Annotated in this window: 13 protein-coding genes and 4 pseudogenes; 4 read left to right on the top strand and 13 right to left on the bottom strand. The window is 70.2% G+C overall.

Annotated features, from left to right (window positions below; translation table 11 throughout):
• Window positions 1-80: 80 nt before the first annotated feature.
• From ACEXOX_RS35770 to ACEXOX_RS35710, 13 genes and pseudogenes are all read right to left on the bottom strand, one after another.
• A pseudogene (locus ACEXOX_RS35770) lies at window positions 81-1,297 on the bottom strand (glycosyltransferase).
• Window positions 1,297-4,157: pseudogene (locus tag ACEXOX_RS35765) on the bottom strand (CDP-glycerol glycerophosphotransferase family protein). The pseudogenes ACEXOX_RS35770 and ACEXOX_RS35765 overlap by 1 nt, the downstream one beginning before the upstream one ends.
• Window positions 4,158-4,425: 268 nt before the next feature.
• Window positions 4,426-6,084, bottom strand: a complete 1,659-nt coding sequence (locus ACEXOX_RS35760; RefSeq protein ID WP_406526570.1) for a trypsin-like peptidase domain-containing protein — start codon at window positions 6,082-6,084, stop codon at window positions 4,426-4,428.
• Between the two features lie 262 nt (window positions 6,085-6,346).
• Window positions 6,347-7,681 carry a lytic transglycosylase domain-containing protein gene (locus ACEXOX_RS35755; protein WP_406524997.1) on the bottom strand — a complete coding sequence of 445 codons (1,335 nt, stop codon included), beginning with the start codon at window positions 7,679-7,681 and terminating at the stop codon, window positions 6,347-6,349.
• Window positions 7,682-8,468: 787 nt separating this feature from the next.
• Entirely contained in the window at window positions 8,469-9,014 is a 546-nt protein-coding gene (locus ACEXOX_RS35750; RefSeq protein WP_406526703.1) for a hypothetical protein, read from the bottom strand.
• Window positions 9,015-9,450: 436 nt separating this feature from the next.
• Window positions 9,451-10,062, bottom strand: a pseudogene (locus ACEXOX_RS35745) (trypsin-like serine protease); the annotation flags it as partial.
• Window positions 10,063-10,531: 469 nt separating this feature from the next.
• Window positions 10,532-10,684 carry a hypothetical protein gene (locus ACEXOX_RS35740; RefSeq protein ID WP_406524996.1) on the bottom strand — a complete coding sequence of 51 codons (153 nt, stop codon included), beginning with the start codon at window positions 10,682-10,684 and terminating at the stop codon, window positions 10,532-10,534.
• A gap of 1,398 nt (window positions 10,685-12,082) precedes the next feature.
• Complete coding sequence (locus ACEXOX_RS35735) at window positions 12,083-12,208, bottom strand: hypothetical protein (RefSeq protein WP_406524995.1); 126 nt, start codon at window positions 12,206-12,208, stop codon at window positions 12,083-12,085.
• Window positions 12,209-12,228: 20 nt separating this feature from the next.
• Window positions 12,229-12,807: a Crp/Fnr family transcriptional regulator gene (locus tag ACEXOX_RS35730; RefSeq protein WP_406524994.1), complete on the bottom strand. Its 579-nt coding sequence runs from the start codon at window positions 12,805-12,807 to the stop codon at window positions 12,229-12,231.
• A gap of 181 nt (window positions 12,808-12,988) precedes the next feature.
• Entirely contained in the window at window positions 12,989-13,138 is a 150-nt protein-coding gene (locus ACEXOX_RS35725) for a hypothetical protein (protein ID WP_406526702.1), read from the bottom strand.
• Between the two features lie 6 nt (window positions 13,139-13,144).
• A pseudogene (locus ACEXOX_RS35720) lies at window positions 13,145-13,593 on the bottom strand (chemotaxis protein CheB); the annotation flags it as partial.
• Between the two features lie 618 nt (window positions 13,594-14,211).
• Window positions 14,212-14,859 (bottom strand): response regulator, encoded by a 648-nt coding sequence (locus tag ACEXOX_RS35715; protein ID WP_406524993.1) that lies wholly within the window; start codon window positions 14,857-14,859, stop codon window positions 14,212-14,214.
• Window positions 14,837-16,042, bottom strand: coding sequence for a sensor histidine kinase (locus ACEXOX_RS35710; RefSeq protein ID WP_406524992.1), 1,206 nt, complete (start codon window positions 16,040-16,042; stop codon window positions 14,837-14,839). The genes ACEXOX_RS35715 and ACEXOX_RS35710 overlap by 23 nt, the downstream gene beginning before the upstream one ends.
• A gap of 189 nt (window positions 16,043-16,231) precedes the next feature.
• Between ACEXOX_RS35710 and ACEXOX_RS35705 the strand changes: the two genes are divergently transcribed.
• From ACEXOX_RS35705 to ACEXOX_RS35690, 4 genes are all read left to right on the top strand, one after another.
• Window positions 16,232-16,975 carry an ABC transporter ATP-binding protein gene (locus ACEXOX_RS35705; protein ID WP_406524991.1) on the top strand — a complete coding sequence of 248 codons (744 nt, stop codon included), beginning with the start codon at window positions 16,232-16,234 and terminating at the stop codon, window positions 16,973-16,975.
• On the top strand, window positions 16,975-19,488 hold the full coding sequence (locus ACEXOX_RS35700) for an ABC transporter permease (protein ID WP_406524990.1): 2,514 nt from the start codon (window positions 16,975-16,977) through the stop codon (window positions 19,486-19,488). The genes ACEXOX_RS35705 and ACEXOX_RS35700 overlap by 1 nt, the downstream gene beginning before the upstream one ends.
• A 111-nt stretch (window positions 19,489-19,599) precedes the next feature.
• Window positions 19,600-20,142 carry a hypothetical protein gene (locus ACEXOX_RS35695; protein ID WP_406524989.1) on the top strand — a complete coding sequence of 181 codons (543 nt, stop codon included), beginning with the start codon at window positions 19,600-19,602 and terminating at the stop codon, window positions 20,140-20,142.
• Window positions 20,143-20,694: 552 nt separating this feature from the next.
• Window positions 20,695-21,366 (top strand): class I SAM-dependent methyltransferase, encoded by a 672-nt coding sequence (locus tag ACEXOX_RS35690; protein WP_406524988.1) that lies wholly within the window; start codon window positions 20,695-20,697, stop codon window positions 21,364-21,366.
• The last annotated feature ends 15 nt before the right edge of the window (window positions 21,367-21,381 follow it).

The raw sequence follows: 21,381 nt of genomic DNA, 5'->3' as shown, positions 1-21,381 counted from the left end.
ACCGAGCGGTCGAACGGCCGGACCTACGAAGGTGAACGGCCGAACGATCTGCTGCGGAGGCTCCGTCGCCGGAGCGGTGGTCATCGTTGGAGGAAGGTGAAGAGGTTCTCCCAGCGCTGGACGATTGTGTCGGTGGCGTAGCGCTGGATGTTGGTGCGGGCGGTCTCGCCCATGCGGTCGCGCAGGGTCTGGTCGCTGATGAGGGCCTCCAGGTGGCGGGCGAGTTCGCTGGTGTTGCCGGGCGGGGCGAGCAGGCCGTCCTCGCCGTGGCGGATGATTTCGCGGACGCCGGGGGCGACGTCGAAGGCCACGCACGGCACGGCGGTGGCCATCGCCTCCATCGGCGCCAGCGGGAAGCCCTCGCCGCGGGAGCTGAGCACGAACACCGAGGCCTGGCGCAGCGCGCCGGGCACGTCGTGGGTGCGGCCCATGAAGGTGACGCTGTCGGCGATGCCCAGCTGGGCGCTCTGCTTGCGCAGTGCTTCTTCCTCCTCGCCGGCGCCGTACAGGCGCAGGGTCCAGTGCGGGTGGCGGGCGGCGAGCTGGGCCCAGGCCTCCAGCAGCAGGTCGACGCCCTTTTCCTCGTGCAGGCGCCCGATGCTGGCGACCACCTTGTGGGTGCGCGGTGAGGGCACCTCGGGGTAGAAGGGCAGGGGTTGGGCATGAAGCCGACGTTGTCCATGCGCTGGCGGATCCAGGCGTCGGCGTCCTCGCGGGTCAGCGCCAGCATCCGGTCGACGTCCCGGTAGTAGGTCTTCACGCGCTGGAAGCGGGAGGATTTGCGGCAGGTCTCGAAGGACTCGTGGCTCATGCCGATCACGGTGTGCCCGCCGGTGCCGGCCAGCGCCACCCATTCCATGGCCCAGATTTGGGTGACGATGATGACCGCGCCCGGGCGGGCGGCGGTGAACAGCTGGGTGAGTTTGGCGGCCTGGGCGCGCATGCCGGCCTCGCGGGCCGCCCGGCGCCGGTGCTCGGCCCAGTTCGCCCGGTCTTTGAGCGTGCGCACCGGGCGGACCTGCGGCGGGTGCTCGTCATACAGGGTGGTGGTGGCATACGGCAGGTCGTCGGCCAGGGTGCGGGCGCGGCCGGGCGGCGGCGGGGTGATGCCGATCAGGTGCACCCGGTGGCCGCGGGCCGCGAACAGCCCGGCCATCTGGTGCGACCAGCTGGTGATGCCGCCCAGCTCGTTGACGCTGTTGGAGACGAAGAAGACATCGCGCACCGGATCGGCCTGGGAGGTGCTGGCGGTGTCGGGGGCCGGGTGGGTGTCTGCGGGTGTGGGGGTGGCGGTCATCAACGGCTCCAGTGGGAGAAGAACTGCTCGACGAGGGTGCGGGCGGCGTTGCCGTGCTCGTACTCGCCGAAGTGGGCGACAAAGCGCTTGCGGGCCGCGGCGAACTCCGGGCCGCCCGTGCCCAGGTCCTCAAGCGCCGCGAAGAACGCCTCTTCGCTCTCCACCAGCGGCCCCGGCGCATGCTCGCGCAGATCGAAGTAGGTGCCGCGCTGCTCGTGCACATACGCCTGGTAGTCGTAGGTGAAGAACACCATCGGCCGGTCCAGCAGCGCATAGTCGAACATCACCGACGAGTAGTCGGTCACCAGCACATCGGCCAGCTCCAAGAACGGCGCCACGTCATGGTGCGCCGAGACATCGATGACCGAGCCCGCCACCGTCGGCGGCAGCGTCACATGGTTGAGGTAGTGCGAGCGCACCAGCAGCACATAGCGGTCGGCGAACCGCTCGGCGAACCGCTCCACATCGAAGGGCAGCTCGAAGCGGTGCGAGCGCCCCCGCTGGTGCGGAACGTCGGCGCATACAAGATGATCTGCTTGTCCGCGGCGATGCCCAGCTCGGCGGCGAGCGGGCCGCGCACCCGCGCCCCGCCGGCCTCCTCGGCCTTGCGGGCCTGCACCAGCGCGTCGTTGCGCGGATAGCCCACCCGCAGCAGGGCCCGCTCCGGCAGCCGAAACGCCCTGGCCAGCGTGCGCACATCATGCTCCGAGCGCACCAGGAACCGGTCGAAGCGGTCCAGCGCCCGCTGCTGCTCGGCCTGCTGCGCCCGCGTCAGCATCTTCTGCGCCGGCTGGTCGAAGCCCATCTTCTTCAGCGCCGACCCGTGCCAGGTCTGCAGATAGGTGGTCTCCGGGCGCTTGTCCAGCTTCAGCGGGAAAGACTGGTTGTCCACCCAGAACTCCGCCTGCGCCAGCGCCTTGAGATACGGCAGCGACCAGCGCCGCACCAGCGTCGCCTCGGCCGGAAACGCCCCCGGATCCCCGCTGTAGGACCAGTACGCCTCGAACTCCAGGCCCTGGCGGCGCATCTCCTCATACAGCGCCCGCGGACTGTCACTGTACTGACGCCCCAGATGACTTTCGAAGACCACCGTGCGCTTTTTGACCGGCAGCCGCGAAAACACCTCCCGATAGGCCCGCAGCCGGGTCTCCCCCGACGTCAGCGTCCGGCGCAGCGCCCGCGCCCGGCGGTAGCCGGACTTCGCCAGCGCCCCCGGCCGGCCCGCGACCGACTTGCCGATCAGCTCCCGGGCCCGCTCCCGGCCCGCATCCTCGCCCACCAGCTCGAACGCCAGATGCCCCCTGGCCGACACGTGCGGGCGCACATGGTCGGCGACCATCCGCGTCAGCCGCGGCCGCACCGGCAGCGCCCGCCCCGGCAGCCGGGTGTCCGCCACACTCAGCCGCGTGGTGGTACGCACCCCGTCCGCCTCGAGGACCAGCCGCACATCCCACACCGCATCGATGATGCCCAGCGGCCGCAGCCGCCCGCTGACATCGGCCACCGCCTCCCACTCGATGACCTCCCCCGCATGGCGCACCGCCTGCACGGGAAAGGTGAACGCCTGCAGCCCCCGGCGCCGCGCGGTGAACTCCAGCTCCGCCCGCAGCCCGGCCCCCTCGCCGATCCGGCCCAGCGCATTGGTGATCCGCCCGGCCAGCCGCACCCCGCCGCACCCGGCCGCCTCGAAGACGGTCAGCTCATTGCGCAGGAACATCTTCTCCAGCGGCCGCGTGTGATACCCCAGATCCGTCACATCCAGCACCTGCCGGCCCAGCGGATCCTCCAAATGCTCCGCGCACCAGAACACCCGCCCGTCTCGCTCGACCAGCGGCACCGCCACCTTGCCCGGATTCAGCAGCGCATCCACCGCCGGCAGCAGATGCGCCCAGTCCCCGCGCCCCAGCAGATACCCGCAGACCGCCTGCAGCGGCTGCGCCCGCCCGTAGGCCTGCGGATCCAGCGTCGCCAGATACCCCGCCGACAAACGCGCGAACTTAGCCCGGTACTCCTCATCACGGAACGGCAGATCCCGCAGATGCAGCACCAGATCGTGCTTGAGGAACTTCACATCCTTCGCCCGCCGCAGCTCCGCCAGCCCCCGCTCGGCCAGCATCGCATCGATCCGCCGGTGCACCTCCAGCCGGTGCTCATAATTGGTCATCTCATGACGCCGGTTGGTCACCGACTTGACCGCCGCCGCCTGATGCACATGCCAGAAATACACCTGGTTCGGAATCAGCGTGATCCGCGACGCCGCCAGATACGCCTCGGCGATGAACTGCAGATCCTCATAGAACATCCCCTTGGGAAACCGCAGATCATGCTCCAGCAGAAACTCCCGCCGATAACACTTGTTCGTCGACAACGTGTCCCACACGAACAGATCCGGCAGCTCCTGGACCGAATCAATCGTCCGCGTCTGCCCGTACAGCCACGCATACCACTCATCACGCTTCTCGACCGGCCCGTCCTTGTGCAGCCGCACACACAGACCCGACACCAGATCCGCCCCGGTCTCCCGCGCCGCCTCCACCAGATTCCGGCACGCATGACGCTCCAGCACATCATCACTGTCCAGGAACATCACATAACGCCCCACCGCCTCCCGAATCCCCCGGTTACGCGGCTCACCCCCCGCCCCACTGTTCTCCTCCAGCCGAAACGCCCGCACCCGCCCCGGCCACCGCCCCGCCAGCCCCTGCGCCACCGCAAAAGAACCATCCGAACTGCAATCATCGACAATCACCACCTCGACATCACCGAACGACTGCTCCAGCACCGACCCCACCGCAGCAGGCAACCGCTCCGCATCGTTGTAGACGATTACGACGACTGAGATTTCGGTCACAGAAACCATCTCTCCGAAAAGACGACCACTAGGCAAAAGATGAGGGTTTATCCGCGTCAAGACGCCATATCGCCCACAAATCGCAACAGTGTACGACAGGCTGCAGCGCCCTGATGACTGCGGGTGGCACCCCGCCCTCCTCGGGACGCCCGGAGGCATCACGGTCCGGCGCGGCACCACGTCCCGCGCCCCGCGCCCCGCGCCCCGCCGAGGCCGAGCAAGCTTCGGCGGGGCACGGAGGACACGGAGGACACGGAGGCGCGGGCGGGGTCAGGAGCTACGACGCGGAGACGAGGGTCCGCTCGCGGTTGAGGGAGGCGCTGGTGGTGTCGCTGTTGAGGGTGAGGCGGCCGTTCGGCCACAGGACGACCACATCGTCGCTACGGGCGGCATCGCCGCCGAAGGCACCGACCGTCGCGAGGCCGGCGTTGCCCCAGTCCGACTTCGCCGGGCGCAGCTGGTGCTCGGTCTTGAGCTGGTGGGCGCCGATGTTCTCGTAGGCGGTGACCTCACCGTCGGACCAGCGCACGAAGAGGTCCTGGTCGCCGGTGGCCGGGCGGAAGTCACCGGCCGCCAGGTCACGGGCGTACGTCCAGGTGCCGTTGGGGGCGATCAGCCGGGTCTCGGTGTGGAAGCCGTTCGCGTCCACGTTGGTGAAGAGAGTGACGCGGCCGTTGGCCCACTGCACCACGACGTCATCGCTGCGCGTGTTACCGCCGCCGAAACGGCCGGCGGCCATTCCCACCGCCTGCGTCCAGGTACCGTTCGGCGCCTTGAGCTGAATGGCGTTCTTGAGCTTGTTGGTCTCGTTGACGTCCTTGTAGAGGGTTACCTTGCCGTTCGTCCAGCGCACCAGAAGATCGCTGGTGCCGTCCCCGGTGAAGTCACCCGCCGTCATGGCCGCCGCCTTGTTCCACTCCGGGTCCTTGGCCAGCTGCACGTCCTTGCCGAAACCGTAGGCGCCATTGCCCGGGTAGAGCGAGACTTCCCCGTCCGACCAGCGCACGATCAGATCACTGGTACCCCGCCGCACCGAGGCACTGTGAAAACTGCCGGCGGTCATCGCGCGTGCGTGCTGCCAGGTGCCGGCCCCGCCCATGGTGTATTTCCCGTCCAGGGGAAGGTCGGCGGCGGCCTGCCGGTACAGCCAGGCCGCGTCGTCGTCGAACTGCGAGGTGTACGAGATGTTGTCGTACTGCCCGCCGGTCTTGTAACCGCCGATGACACCGACCAGGTTGCCGCGCTGCCCGTCGAAGTCCTCGATGAACGGACCGCCACTCACACCGGAGCGGTAGCCGTCACACTGGATCTCCATGAAACGGCCCTGGAACACCCGGGTGTCGTTGGTGCACGACAGCGGCGTCTTCTGGCCTCCCGGGTAGCCGACGGCGGTGACGCTCTCGCGGGCCAGGTGCGCGGAATCGACGGAGGTCAGGGTGTTGCCGGGGCCCGCGGCGTCCTCCAGCAGCTGCCCCTGCGTATTGGCCCCCACCCGCAGGAAGGCGAAGTCCACGTCGTCGTCGGCGGGGCTCTGCTGGTAGCGGTGGTCGATCCAGACCTTGCCGTCCTGAACGGGGAAGATCCCGTACGGCGTCTCACCGGCCTGGCCCGCCTTGGTGCCCCCGGCACGATAGCCGGGTACGAAGGCGGCGTTGCGTAGCGAGGTGTTGCCCTTGAGGCAGTGCGCGGCCGTGACCACGAGGCTCTTGGAGCCGGAGGCGACGGTGCTGGCCGTGCAGAACTGGTTGGGGAGGCAGCCCCGTCGCTGCCGCGCAGCAGGAACACCCCGACGGTGGCGATGCCCTCGGCCACCTGGTGGGTCGGCTCCGCCGACCGCTTGCGCCGCACGCCGGGCGCGGGCTGACCGCCCTCGCTCTTGGCCCCGGACTCGGCCGTCTCCACCGGTACGGCACTGCGGATACGCTCCGGCGTCCAGTACCGCTGCGCCTCCCGTGCCGCGCTCAGCTGATCGGCAGGTACGTCCCCGGACGTGCGCGGCGTCGCCGCCCGGCCGCTCGGAAGCGGAACGGCGAAGGCGGTGGTGGCCGCCGGGACGGCGAGGGCGACCGACGCGCAGACTCCGATGGCGGCGGTGCGCAGGCGAGGTATTCGTCTCATGAAGTTTTTCCGTTGGGGAAGACGCGGCCGGGGCAGCGCCCGGCCACGTGGGACGAAAGGGAAGGGGAACGAAAGGGAAATCAGGACGTGCGGGGCCCGCTCGCGGGCGGTGTGACCGTCAGGGCGAGGTCCAGCGTGGTCCCGGACGGAGTGGTCAGACGAAGGGTGTAGGTGCCGGGATGCCGGCCGGTGAAGAGCGTCGGCAGCGTGACACGGCCGTCCGCACCGGCGGGCGGCAGGACAAGCGTACGGACCGCTTCGCCGTGCGCGCCCGCGAAATACGGCCCGGCCGTGCCGTCCACGACGTCCTCCTCGCGATCCGCGGTGCGGACGGTGGCGATGATCCGCACGCCGGAGGCGGGCCGGACGCCGTGCGTGGCCCGAAGCGACGGGAGGCCGGGGAAGCTGCTCCCCGTCTCGGCCCGCAACAACTCGGGCAAGTCCGCCGTCTCCTGATCCCACAACTCCAGCCGATCGGCCGCGGGTTCCGCAGCGGGGCGAACCGTAGCGGTGAAGATCGCGGCCGGTCCGCGTACGCCCGGAGCCGTCGCGACGACGGTGAAGCGACCGGGGCGGTCGCCGGCCTGGAGGGCGGGGGCGGCGGCCGTTCCGTGGGGGTCGGAGGTCACGGTGACGGTGGTGGCGGGAGTGGCGACGAAACGTATGCCTTCGGGGCTGGCGGGGGCACCGGCGCTGCCGACGGCGCCGGTGCTTCCCGTACTACCGGTGCTGCCGGTGCCGCCCGTACCTTCCGTACCTCCCGTGCCATCGATACGGAAGGTGATCCGAGCACCGGGGACGGCGTGCCCATGAGCATCGACCGCTCTCACCTGCGGTCGCCTGGCGAAGCGCTGCCCCACTTCGGCCTCCAGCTCGCGGCTGCCCAGGGTCTCCAGCCGGGTCACGGTGTGATGGTCCACGACCGGCTTCGGCGGCTCGGTGGGCTCAGGGGCAGGCTTGTCCGCCGGACGCTGCGGCGTAGGCGGTACGACAGGACGCCGCACGCCGCCGACGTTCCCGGCTCCGCTCTTACGCCCCTGCTCCGGCCCCGGCTTCAAGCCCGGCTCCTGCCCCTGCCCCTGCCCACTCCCCTGCTGGAAATCCGGACGTGCCTCGGACGTCCTCTCCGCCGGGTCGGGCCGGTGCGGTGTGGCGGGAGCGTCGTCCGGCGTCTCCGCGACCTCCGACCCGCGATAGGTGTCCATCCACTTGCGTACGGCATTCATATACGCACGGGAATTGTTGTAACTCAAAATCGCCCGGTCGAGATCAGCAGCCCGGCTCAGATCACGGTCCCCCGCACACAGATAACGGGCCGTACCCAACGCGGCATCGAAGATGCTGTTCGGATCCTTGACCCCGTCACCATTACCGTCCGCGCCCCAGCTCCCCCACGTCGACGGAATGAACTGCATCGGCCCCACCGCACGGTCGAACACCGCATCCCCGTCCCACCGCCCCCCCATCGGTGTCCCGGACCAACGCGAACTCCACCCCGTCCAGCCGCGGCCCCCGAATCGGCCGCGCCGTCGAACCGTCACCACGCAACCCATAACAAGACGCATGCACCGACTCCACCCGCCCGATCCCCGCCACCAACTGCCACGGCAGACGACACGACGGCTGACTCCCCCGCACCACCCCCTCCGCCTCGCGATACGCAGCCAACGCCGTAGCAGGAATACCGACGGCGTCGGCCGACCCTTCGCCGTCACCGGTCGGACCCTGCGGGTTGTTGCCCTCCTTCAAGAGGTTGGGCAGGTCGAGCGCGGGATCGCCGCGGTGCCGGGACTGCGGGCTGCCCGGCCCGGGCCCGGCCTCGTCGGCACCGGCCCGGGCGGGGCCGCCGAGCGGCAGCGGGCTGACGGCGACCGCGGCCGTCAGGCTGGCGGCCAGCGCGCACACGCACAGACCTTGCCGTACCCGGCGCGCGACCGGAGTGGACAGAGCAGGCAGCGGGAGAAACGATTTCACAGGTGCACGTGTCCTCGGCGTACGAAGCGAGAGCGGGCCGGCGCCCAGTGGCACCGGTCCGTGTGCCGCGAGCGGCAGGCGGGGCGTCCCGACCGGTTCCGTACCGGACAGCGCCCCGCCGGAAGGCAGCAGGTCCGGCCGGTCCGTCCACTGTTCTGCGGACGGACCGGCCGGACACGGTCACCGGCTCAGCTCAATTCAGCTCGGCTCGGCTTAGCTCAGCTCGGCTCAGCCGACGATCTTGACCTCGTCGTGCAGGCCCTTGGCGTCGAAGCCCGGGTACATGCTCAGCGTGCCGTTGGCCCAGCGCACGAGGACGTCGTTGGGCCGGTCGTTGGCCACGAAGGCACCCGCGCCGATCACGGTCGCGCCGGTCCAGGCGGAACCCTGCGGGCGGATCTGCGTCTCGCCGTGCAGGCCGGCGGTGTCGATGCCCGGGTAGAGGGTGGCCTCACCGTCGGACCAGCGCACCAGCAGGTCCGCGGTCTTCTTGCCGGTGAACTCGCCCGAGGTGACCTGCGTGGCGTGCGGCCACGTGGTGTTCTTGTTGACCAGCGTCCGCAGCGCGCTCGTCTTGACGCCGTTGGTGTCCAGATCGGGGTGGAGCGTGACGTGGCCGTCGTCCCAGACGACCACCAGGTCGTCGCGCTGCGCGTTGGCCGAGTAGCGGCCCGCGGTGATCTGCGCGGCGTGGCCCCACGTCGTGTTGCCGGCCGGGGCGAGCTGCTTCTCCCCGTGGAAACCCTTCTTGTCCACGTGGGTGTACTGGGTCACCTCCCCGTCGCTCCAGCGCACCACCAGCCCGTCCGAGCCGTTGCCGAAGCCGGCCCCGGTGGTCCCCCGCGCGAAGTCCCAGGTGCTCTTCCTCGTCGGGGTGTTGGGCGCGGCGAGCTGGTATTCGGCGACGAAGGGGCCTTGCGTCCTTGTCCTCCGCGCCCTCGTAGAGGGTCACCTCGGCGTCGTTCCAGCGCACGATCATGTCCATGTGCCGGGTGCCGCCCGCCGAACCGCCGGTGAAGTAGCCGGTGGCGATATGGGTGGCCTTGTTCCACGGCGCGGAGGCGAAGACGGGCCGGTAGCGGACCTTCTGCACCCAGGTACCGATGTCGTCCACACGGGTACCGACCGCGTCCGTACGGGTCTCGGCCGGCTTGGTACCCAGGCACCCGCCCTGCCAGGAGACGCTGTTGACGCCGACCAGCTCCACCCGGCCGCCCGCCTCGCGCAGCTCCGGACCACCGGTGTCACCCTTGCACACCGCCGCGTCCTTGCCGGTGATGCCGAGCTTCCCGTCCTGGACCGTACCGACCGTGAACGAACCCGCGTGCCGCTGGTTCGGCACCCACTCCGTCTTCGTCCGGCCGAAGCCGAGAACCTTCAGCTCCTCGCCCTGCCGGGGCCCGACCGAGCCGACCGTCACCGGAGCGACACCGCTGACCGGCTTGGCCAGCCTCGCCATCACCAGGTCCCGGCCCGCGTACGGCACCAGCTCACTGGCCTCGGTGACCGCACCGCCCGAGGCACTCACATCCGTACGGCCGACGGTCACCGTGGTCTTCCACTTCGGCGCACCCTCGGCCACCCGCGTGTCGTTCGGGTCCTCGGAGAAGCAACGGGCAGCGGTGAGCACCCACTGCCGGTCCACCAGCGCACCCGAGCAACTACGCTGCCCGTCACCGATGTCCAGCTTCGCGGCGAACGTGTAGGAGCCGTTCGTGACCGGGCTTCCGGACACGGCGAACGCGGGGGCGGCGGTGGCCAACGCGCCACTCGCGACCGCGGCGGCAGCCACCGCGGTCAGCCACGCCCGGCGGGAACGCATGTTTTCCATTTTCCCTTTTCCTGAATGTTAGATGGTACGTAGCGACGTACGCGACCACCCCCGTTTTCGCGCGCGACACGGCGCACCGTCCGGTTATGGACCGAGGGTGGGGAAGCTGTACGGCACTGCGTGAAAACACCCGGTCGGTCCTTCCGGGACAGGGCGCCGGATGGTTCTCCGACGGACAGTCGCGGCTTCTACGGCGATCTGTCGGCCGGTCTTTCAACCGCCTCAATTACAGGCAGGCGCGGCGCCCTGCGGGGCCGCCACTCGAAGAGCGAGAAGTACTTGGGCAAGTCCCGGAGCGGGCCGGCAATAAATTCCGGCAACGTTCCGTGGCACTCGCCCGGTTCGGCCGGCCCGCTCCGCGCCTCTCGGCGTCCAGGCAGGCCCCAGCCGTCCGCGTGGGGCGGGCCGTTATCCGCCACCGGGCCCTGTCAGGGCCGGCGGGAAGACATCGGGAATGCGGTCAGCTGGTGACGCGGAGTTCGACGAGCATGCTGTTCGCACCGGTGTTTCCGGCCTCGCCGAAGGGCGTGTAGTCGTCCTTGGCCGCGTTGACGACGGTTTCCTTGCCATTGGAGGTGATCTTGGCCTGCACCGGGCGGGTCTCGGCCCACATGCCGTAGGCCTTCGGCAGCTCCAGGGCCAGATACCCCTTGTTGCCACTGATCGCGAAACAGAACTCGCCGGAGCCGGTCCGCGACTTGACCAGGACGTCGCGAGGGCCGGCGCAGTCGACCAGCGTGATGTGACCGTCCCCCGCTTCAGCGTGATCTCCCGCTCCTGGAAGATCCGGTCGGCGTCGGGGTAGGCGAAGTCCTCGACGGCGGGCGGCATCTCGGCGTCGGCCGCCGAGGCCACGGCCGGCGAACCAGCGGATTGCGGTGCGGCCTGCGCGACCGTGAGGCCGGCTATCGCAGCCGACACGGAGAACGCGCCGATGAGACCGGTGAGCAGAGCTTTACGGGCACGAGGCATCGCCACGGTGTCCTTCCGGGAGCCAAGTGGGCGGCAGTCGGCCCACGGAACGCGAAGTAAAACATAGGAAGGCTTTGCGGCCTCCTCCCGGCCGCAGTCGCCCGAACTCCCCCAGCACGCCCCGTTTACGGGCCGCGCACACCACCGGAACGGCCTCTCATCAGGCCCTTTCACACGGCCTCACGGCGGTACGGGAAGCGACTCCCGCACCACGGTGAACCTCGCCTTTCGCTTCTTCCTTTTCGCCGCTCCCCTGCCGCCGTTCCGCCTCGAATGCAGAGATCAGGGACGGCGGAGCCGTCGCCCGGCCGGGGCCGCCCGGTCTTCCGGGTATGGGCTACGAGCTGCCTCGGAGTTCCTACGCCCCGCCCACGAAAGCGTGCGCGACAGCGCCTTCCTGTCCGGCCTCTCCCGACTCGTACGGGTGAGTTGACCGAGCGCCGCACCGGCTATGGACCCGAAGTCGGCAATCCGTGACAACTGCGCCAGGTCGGCGGCAGTTACGGCACCGGGGGCTGGGGCCTACCTGTCCGTGCGGCGAAGCCGGAGGCGGGACTTACATGTCCATGCGGCGGGACTGGAGGCGCGGGGCCTCCAGGGTGGTGGCGAGGCGAGAGCAGGGTCGGGGCTTCCGCATCCGTCCGAGCAACGCCGGGTTCGCCGGTACCGTCCGAAAACCGGGCTTCCATGGGCTGTTGCGCCGCCATGATCACCTTCCCTTCAGGGTACGGCCGGGCGGGCGGTCCCGTACCGCGGCGCAGCTCTCCCACTGTCACCGAAAGACACCTCGACGCGTCCGAAATGCCCTCTTCGCGCGTTCCAGCCGGCCTGGTCGCCGATGTCCACCACAGGCTCGGCCGTCTGCTCTTCATGGGCATGTTCGTGGTGCTCGCCGGGCTGTTGGCCCTGGCGTGGTTCCTCCGCGGTGACAAGACAGGTGACGCGGCCGGCCTGCGGCAGGGCGACTGCTCTTCAAGAACACGGGCACCACGGAAAAGCCCCAGCCGGAGAAGCCGAGCTGCACGGAAGCGGGCGCGGACTACACGGTGGTGAAGGTCGCCCAGGGCGGCGTGTCCGCGACTGCGGAGTGTTCCGGGATGCCGGGCACGATCGGCGCCTTCAGCCAGGTGGGGTCGGATGCGTTCGTGGTCTGTTCCGAAGACAACTCGTGACCTGCCGGCCGTGTCACGACTCTTTCGCGGCCGGCGGGAAAGCGGCGTCGATGGTGTCGCGGATGACGCGGTAGCAGCTACAGGCGTTCGCTTCGAGACCGGCCCGGTTCAGGATGGTGATGGTGCCACGGCTGTAACTGATGCAGCCGTCCTCGGCCAAGGCGCCCGCGACCTCGCTGACCGAGGATCTGCGGACCGCGAGCATCTGGGCGAGGAACTTCTGCGTCAGGTCGAACTCGTCGCTGTGCATCCGGTCGGCCGTCATGAGCAGCCAGCGGGCGCACCGCTGGCGGGTGCGGTGGCTGCGGTTGCAGCCCGCGTTACGCGCCAGCTGGGTGAACATGGACTGAGTGAAACGCTGCAGCACCTGTTGCAGCTGCCCGTCCAGTACGGCGATCTCGTGCCGGAACTGGTCGGCGTCCATCCGCAGCCCGAACCCTGCCACCTGGCACACGGCCCGTTCGGTCGGGCTGCCGAGGCCCAGGAACACCGGGAGCCCGACCATGCCCTCGTCGCCGACGGTCGCCACCTCGACGGCCGGGCCGTCCAGCTCAGCCAGGATGGAGCAGACGCCCCTCAAGGGGAACAGCACGGTCTCGATCCGGCCCCCGGCCGGTACAGCAGGTCTCCGGTACTCAGCTCGACCGGTTCAAGGTGGGCTTGCAATCGCCGTCGTTCGGCCTCCGGCAGCGCGGCGAGCACTCGGTTGCCGCTGCTGTCGTACGCATCGGATGCGCCGCTTGTCACCGTCTGCCTGCCTTTCGTCCCCGCGGTCAGGTCGCGACCGCCGGTGGGATCACTGCCGCCCAGGGCGGCAGCGACACCCGCATCAGGCCCGCGGCACCCGGCACCATCACCAGGCTGACCACTGCGTGAGCCAGCACCGGCAGGGGCAGCACGAAGTCTATGCAGCCGGTGGCCATCGCGGCGCTCGGCATACCGAAGGCTTCCGACGTGGTGCTGTCCTGGGCGAGCACCCGGCCCCCGCGCCGCGGACGTGGCGTACCCCCAGGGCCCCGTCGTTCAGGCGCCCGGTGAGTACGGCCGCCAGCACCCGCGGGCCGAAGGCGGCCGCGGCCGAGGCGAACATCGGATCCGCCGCACGGGGACCGTCCACGTCGTGCAGTGTCACCTTGCCCTCAGACGTGAAGGCCGCCCACCGGCCCGCCGGCACGACATGCACGACGCCCGCGGCCAGCTGGTCCCCGTCCTCCAGCAACCGCACCGGTAGCGTGGACCGGTAGCGCAGCACTACCACCAGGCCGTCCCGCTCCCGCACCGGCCGGTGCTGCACCAGCACCACCGCGGCGGGGAAGCTCTCGGGCAGCGCCGCCAGAATCTCGCGATACGCGCTCACGCCACCGAGCGACGCGGTCATACAGACCACGTCGAAGGCGGCGGAAGACTTCTGCACGGTACCGAACACAGCTCTACTCTAATGCCCGCAACCGCACACAGCGGTAACACGGCGAAAAACCCCGGAACAAGACCGCTCCGTCGCCGCCCCGCGGCCGACGACAACCCTCCCTCGGCCGCCATCCGACGACGGCAGGACGTCAGCCCCAAGTTCTCCACCCCTTTACGCCATCGAAGTGACGCCCGGGCACAACCGAAGCCCGACGTCAGCGACGACACTCCGGCTCGCTTCTTCGTCGCGGCTGCGGCTCGGGATCCGGCTCCGGCTCCGAGGTGGTCGGTCGCGGGCGGTCGCGGGCGGTCGGGCGGTCGGGCGGTCGGGCGGTCGGGCGGTCGGGCGGTCGACAGAACGGACAGCCGGTCGGGGGCGACCATGGGCCGGTCTGGCGGTCGGTGGGCGGCCATGGCTGTGCGGTGAGCGGGTGACGGTGTGCTTTCCGGACCTCTCGACCGTAGAAGTCGCGGAGGGGCGTGCACTACGTACGAAGGTTGTCGATCACCCCTGACTTTGGTGGGGGGTCCCCGGCCCGACCGGCCAGAACCGGGCGCCCGCTGTGCATCACGGCCGCACCGGTGTGCGCTACTTCTTGCCGGCGTCGCGGACGAGCAAGGCCATCTGCACCCGGTTGGACAGGTTCAGTTTGGCCAGCGCGCGGCTGACGTGTGCCTTGACCGTGCCTTCGCTCATGATCAGAGCGCGCCCGACCTCGGCGTTCGACAGGCCGCGGGCCACTGCCCGCACCACCTCGTCCTCACGTTCGGTCAGTACCGAAAGGCGCTGCCGTGCCTCGGCGGCGCCTTCCGGTTCCAGGCCGGCGAAGGTGTCGATCAGGCGCTGGGTGACTTTCGGCGTGAGCATGGCGCTGCCCTCGGCGACCGTGCGAACGGCGTTGGCGAGGTCGCGCGGGGAGGTGTCCTTCAAAAGGAATCCGGAGGCTCCGTTGCGCAGGGCGGTGTGCACGTAGTCGTCGAGGTCGAAGGTGGTCAGCATGATCACCCTCGGGCCGCCCGGTGAACGGCGCAGCTCGCGCAGGGCGGTCAGACCGTCCATGCCGGGCATCCGGACGTCCATCAGGACGACGTCCGGGCGGTGCGCGGCGACCGCGGTGATCGCTTCCCTGCCGTCGCCCGCCTCACCGACCACCTCGATGTCGTCGGCCGGTTGCAGGATCATGCGCAGTCCGATCCTGACCAGTGCTTCGTCGTCAACTACCAGGACGCGGATCACGCGTGGTCCTCCAGAGCGGGTGCGGAGAGGGGAGACGGGCGGAGACGGTGAACCCGCCGTCGTGGCGGGGTTCGGCGGTGAAGACGCCGTCGAGCAGTTCCACGCGTTCGCGCAGTCCGACGAGTCCCAGACCGCTGCCCGGCAGGGCCTCGGTGGGGCCGGCCGGGGCCGAGTTGCTCACGGTGATCTCCAGGTCCGCGTCGTGGTAGTGCAGAGCGACTTCGGTGCGGGCCGAGCCGGCGTGTTTGTGGACGTTGGTGAGGGCCTCCTGCACGACGCGGTAGGCGGCCTGTTCCAGGAGGGTGGGCAGCTGTTTCGGCGTGCCCGCGTCCTGGCGGCGTACGGTGATGCCGGCGGCCCGCGACTGGTCGAGCAGCTGGTCGAGGTCGACCAGCGTCGGCTGCGGCCCGAGGGCGGCACCGTCCCGGTCGTCGGCGCTCTTGAGGACGCCGATGACGTCCCTGAGCTGGCCGAGCGCTTCCCTGCCGGTGGTACGGATCAGTTCCGCTGCGGACGCCGTGTCGGTGTCCTTCGCGTTGACTTCCAACGCGCCGGCGTGCAGCACCATGAGGGACACCCGGTGGGCTACGACATCGTGCATGTCGCGGGCGATTCGGGCACGTTCTTGGACGCGAGCCTGTTCGGCGCGCACCGCCTGTTCCCTCTCCGCTTGGGCGGCGCGCTCCTGGAGCCCTTCGATCACGTCGTGGCGTGCCCTGCTCCACAGTCCCAGCACCACAGGGAGCCAGACGAACAGGACGACGCTGCCGAGCGAGGAGAACAGGTCCTCCCGGCCGAGGCCGGGCATGCCCGCGGCGGCACCGGTGGTCATCGGGAGGACGACGGCCGCGCTCGCCCCAAGGACATACCAGACGAGGTGCGGTGGGCGGCGGGCACTGCGGGCGACGACGTAGGAGCCGACGCCCAGCGGCATCCAGACCGACAGCAGGATCCAGCCCGCCAGTCCGAAGCTGATCACCGGCCAGCGCCGGCGCGGCAGCAGCAGGACGGTGGCGGCGGAAACCACCGCTACGACGGCGGACAACGCCAGTTCCGCCGACCGTGCCATACCCAACTCGGTCCGCAGGTACGCGATCGGGGGCCCGTCGATCGGTATGAAGGCGCCCACGGCGACCACGAGCGCCAGTACTTTCCGTCCCCACCGGTCCACTGCGTCGCGCATGCGCTGACGGAGCGCTGTCTCCATGCGTCGGGCCACGACCCGAGCCTAGTTCCTCGCGGCGGGCCCGACTTCTGCCGCCCGACTGCTTCCTGCCCCACCAAGGTTGAGCCCCGCCTCAGCTTAAGTAGGGGGTTTTCTTGGTCTTTTCGGTGACGTGCCGACGAGTTCCGAGACCGGACCATGCGTTGCATGACACAGACAACAGCTGCCGTCCGGGCCATCGGACTGGCCAAGCGATACGGACCGGCCGATGCCCGCGTGGTCGCGCTCGCCGGAGTCGATGTGGAGTTCCGGCGTGCGGAGTTCACCGCGATCATGGGGCCGTCCGGCTCCGGCAAGTCGACGCTGATGCACTGCGTCGCGGGCCTGGACCAGGCTGACGAGGGCACGGTGTGGATCGGTGACACCGAGGTGACCGGACTGCGCGACGACGCCCTGACCAGTCTCCGCCGCGATCGGGTCGGCTTCGTCTTCCAGGCGTTCAACCTGCTGCCCACGCTGACCGCCTTGGAGAACATCACGCTGCCGTTCGACCTCGCCGGCCGCGAGCCCGACCGCGCGACGGTGGACAAGGTCATAGCCGCCCTGGACCTGCGGAACCGCCTCCACCACCGACCCAGCCAGCTCTCCGGCGGCCAGCAGCAGCGGGTGGCTTGCGCCCGCGCGCTGGTCACCCGGCCCGATGTGGTCTTCGCCGACGAGCCGACCGGCGCGCTGGACTCCACCGCCTCCGACGAACTACTCGGTTTCCTGCGCCGCAGTGTGGACGACCTCGGCCAGACGGTGGCGATGGTCACCCATGAGCCGAGCGCGGCCGCCTTCGCAGACCGGGTGCTGTTCCTCAAGGACGGTCGCCTCGTCGACGAGGTCACCGCGCCGACCGCGGACGGCGTGTTGGAGCGCCTGAAATCCTTCGAAAGGACTGCCGCCTGATGTTGACGACCATGTGGCGCGACCTGCTCGGCCACAAGGGCCGCGCGGTGTTGACGCTCATCGCCATCGCGCTCGGTGTGACCGCGACGGTCGGAAGCTGGGTGGTGAGCGACTCCATCGCCGCCACCCTCGCGGGCAAGGAAACCCGGAAGGACGTCGGTGTCTCGGTGCAGAGCCCCGGCAAGGAAGCGGTGCTCACCGCCGCGGACCGTGACCGGCTGGCCGCGACGCCCGGTGTCGCACGTGCGGAGGGAGTGATCGTCGGCCGGGCCGGACTGGTGGGCCGCGACGACAAGTTCGTCCGGACCACCACCGTGCTGGACCGGGCCGGCACGAACTGGAGCGACGGCAGACGCTTCACGGTGGAGTCGGGGAGGGCCCCCGCCGGTCCGGGCCAGGTAGCGCTCAACAAGCCCGACGCCGACAAGGCCGGCCTCACGGTGGGCGACACCATCCGCATCCTGCTGGCCAACGGGCGTACGGACACTGCCAGGGTGACCGCGCTCTACACCTACAACCGACTGGGCCCGGAGACCACACAGGATTCCGACGAGGCGTCCGACGCGGTACCGGTCGCCGCCTACGACACCAGAACCGCCGAGCAGCTGCTCGGCAAGCGCTTCCACCGCATCGAACTGACAACGGCCGCCGGAGCGAGCGCCGACGCCGTCAAGGCAGCAGTGCACAAGACCACCCCTACCGGCTACCACGTCGAGACGGGCAGGGCCCTGGCGGAGGCCGCGGTGCGGCAGTCTGACGCCGAGGCGCAGGAACTGCGCATGACGATGCTGCCCTTCGCCGCGGTCGCTCTGCTGGTCGGCGGGTTCGTCATCGCCAACACCTTCACCTTGCTCGTGAGCCGGCGCACCCGACAGTTCGCACTGCTCAGGGCTGTCGGCGCGCGCAGACGCCAGGTGCGGTCCGCCGTCATCGCCGAGGCCACCGTGCTCGGACTGGCGGGCGGCACGGTCGGCACGGCGGCCGGTGTGGCGCTGGGCCCGTCGATGATCTCGGTGATGCGTCCGGGCGACGACGTCGACTTCACCGTCAGCCCGGCGGCCGTTCTCCTCGGATACGGGGTCGCCCTGCTGGTGACCGTACTGGCCGCGTACAGCTCGGCGCGGCGGGCCGCGGCCGTTCCGCCGGTCGCCGCGCTGCGCACCGACGCGATCGTGCCGCGGAAGGCCGGACGGCTGCGGATACTGCTGGGGGCCGGCCTTGTGACCGCCGGAGTGGCCATGGTCGTCGCCACGGCGGATCCGAGTTCGTCCGATGCCGCGCGCATCATCGGTCTGGTGGGAGCCCTCCTCGGCGTGACCGGCATGCTGCTGCTGGCGCCCTTTCTCGCCGAGGTGGTCCTGCGCCCCGCCGCACGGCTGCTCGGCGCCCGCTCCTGGCCGGCGGTCCGGCTCGGGCTGCGCAACGCGGCCGGCGACCCGCGCCGCACCGCGGGCACAGCCACCGCCATCACCGTCGGGCTCGCCCTGGTCTGTTCGTTCGCGACCCTCAGCGCGTCGTTCTCCGCACTGATCGCTTCGACGATCCGGGCCAACGTCCCCACGACGACGACGGTCCTGCAGTCCGCCGCCGGCGGCCAGTCCTCCCTCACCCCGGCCGAAGCCGCCCGGGTCGGCGCGCTGCCGGGTGTCTCTCAGGTAGCGGGCAGCCGGGACGTCCTGGCCGGGCTGACCTACCCGGGCGGCAAGACCGAACGGCGGATCTCCGCCATCGAACCGGCCGGTCTCCAGGGCGTCCTGACCCCGGACATCACGGCGGGCAGCGCCGACCTGACGCGGGGCGTGGTCATATCGCGGAACCAGGCCGACATGCTGGGCCTGGGCCTGAACGACGAGGTCACCCTGCGCCTGGACGCCAAGACCTCGGTCACCCGGGCCGTGGTGGGCATCTATGACGCGACGGAGCTGCAGGCCAGCATCTTCCTGAACGTCGCCGATGTTCCCGAGTCGCTGCGCCGGCAGATCACCACGCTGTACGCCTCCGGGCCCGACCCGGACAAGGCACGGGCGAGCATCACGGCAGCCTTCCGGGACCGGCCGGACGTGCTCGTCGGCGACCGCGAGACGCTTGTGCGGCAGGGCGTCGACCAGCAGTCGCTGGCCTTCACCCTGATGTACGCGATGTTCGGGGTCGCCATCCTGATCGCCGTGACCGGCGTGGTGAACACGCTGGTGCTTTCGGTCATGGAGCGCACCCGGGAGATAGGAGTGCTTCGCGCGGTGGGCGCCTCGCGTCTGCTGGTCCGCCGGACCATCCGGGTCGAGAGCATCGTGGTCTCACTCTTCGGCGCACTGCTCGGAGTCGTCGTAGGAATACCGGCAGGCGCCGTCATGCAGCACGCCATGTTCGGGCAACGGCTGTGGGACTTCTCGATACCCGCCGGCATCATCGCCCTTGCGCTGGCCGGGATAGCCGTGGCGGCCGTCCTGGCCGCGATGTGGCCGGCCCGCCGTGCGGCCCGTACGGACATGCTGACGGCGATCGCCTGCGAGTGACCCGCGATGGAGTGAGCGGCCGGTGAGGCTGCCGCCTCTTGGCAGTGGCGGTGGCAGTACGGGGTCTTCCGGGGCGGGGTTTGCTGCGGCGGCTCGGTAGGGTGACGCCGCGTGGGTGACAGCACAGTGTGGACTCTGGCCATCGCAGCGGTGACGGGCGGCACTGCCGTACTCGCGAGCTGGGTGGCCGGCCGGGGCAGCACGCGTGCCGCGCGCATCCAGGCGGAGATCGCCGCTCGCGCGCAGCGCACCGAGCGGCTGCGCGAGAGCCGGCGGACCGCGTATCTCGACCTGATCGAGCAGACGCACCGCCTCGGCGAGCTCTACTGGGAGATCCTGGCCGTCCTTCGCGACAGCGCCGGTGTCGGCGACCGCGGCACGGCTCAGGTGCTCAAGGAGCTGCACGACCGGGAGATCGCCGAGTACGCGAAAATCCGCCGCTGTGCCCGCGTCGTCGAACTGGAGGGCCCGCCCGAGGCGGCGGCCGCCGCGCTCGCCCTCCAGCGGACGACCGGCACGTTCTACCGCTGCGTCAAAGACGCCATGGAGGGGGACACCGAGGCCCAGCAGGAGTTCGGCACCGCCTTCTCACCCTTCTGGAAGGCACTGGAGGAGTTCATCGACGCCGCTCGCGCAGCCCATCAGGAAGGTTGAGGCGCCCGTCAGGAAGGTTGGATCGCCCATGGGGAGGGTTGAGTCGCCGGCCAGGAAGGACGGGCTGTCGGCCCGGAGAGGCGGGCTACCGGCCCGGAGGGGTGAGTTATCGACCAGTCCAGAAGGGGTGGGCATCGGCCAGGGCGGCCGGAGTGCTCCGATCAGGGTTACCGGGCCCACCCGCCACGTCTGCCGGGCTGCCCTGCCAGGATTGCCGGAACCACCCACCACGCCTGCGCGGGGCTGTTCCACCAGGGTGGCCGAGCCTCCATACCAGGGCAGACGGGCTTCCCAGCCAGGGTGACCGGGCCGCCTGACCAAGATTGCCGAGCCTCCTTACCAGGGTGGCCGGGACGCCCCGCCAGGGTGATCGGGACGCCCCGCCAGGGTGGCCGGGACGCCCCGCCAGGGTGATCGGGACGCCTGACCAGGGGTGATCGGGACGCCTGACCAGGGCGATCGGGTTGCCCGCCACAAGGGCGGGGGGCTCCCAGCAGACGAAAGTCAGGCCGCAGGGTGGTGGCCGTACCGTGGGCAGTAGGGTCCTCCTCCATGACCGAACCAGACTTCCTCCAGGACACACGGCAGTCCTACGACTCCATAGCCGACGAGTACCTCGCCTTCGAGCACGGCGATCTGGAAGCGAAGCCGCTGGACCGGGCGATGCTTGCGAGCTTCGCCGAGACGGTGCAGGCCTCCGGCGGTGGGCCCGTGGCCGACGTGGGATGTGGCACCGGCCGGGTGACCGCGCACCTGGCCGGCCTGGGCCTGTCCGCCTCGGGCATCGACCTGTCGCCGGGCATGCTCGCGGTGGCCCGCCGTCAGCACCCGGACCTGCGCTTCGCCGAGGGCTCCATGCTGGCCCTCGACCTTCCCGACAACAGCCTCAGCGGTGTCGTCGCCTGGTACTCGACCATTCATGTCCCGCTGGAACTGCTGCCGAAGGCGTTCGCCGAGTTCCACCGGGTGCTGGCGCCCGGCGGCCATCTGCTGGCCGCCTTCCAGGTGGGAGACGAACCGCTGCGCCTGGAGGAGGCCTTCGGCCGGCAGATCTCGCTCGACTTCCACCGGCGGCAGCCGGACCGGATGGCCGACCTGCTGGACCGGGCGGGCCTGCCCGTACGCGCCCGTCTGGTGCGCGAGCCCTACGAGGGCAGGTTCGCCGAACGGACGGCTCAGGCCTTCCTCATGGCCCGCAAACCGGCCACGGACGCACCGGCATAGCGAAGAGGGGGCGGG

The sequence above is a fragment of the Streptomyces sp. Ac-502 genome, from assembly GCF_045222935.1.
In the GTDB taxonomy this organism is placed as follows: Bacteria; Actinomycetota; Actinomycetes; order Streptomycetales; family Streptomycetaceae; genus Streptomyces; species Streptomyces monomycini.
This window is presented reverse-complemented; position numbering and strand designations above follow the sequence as displayed.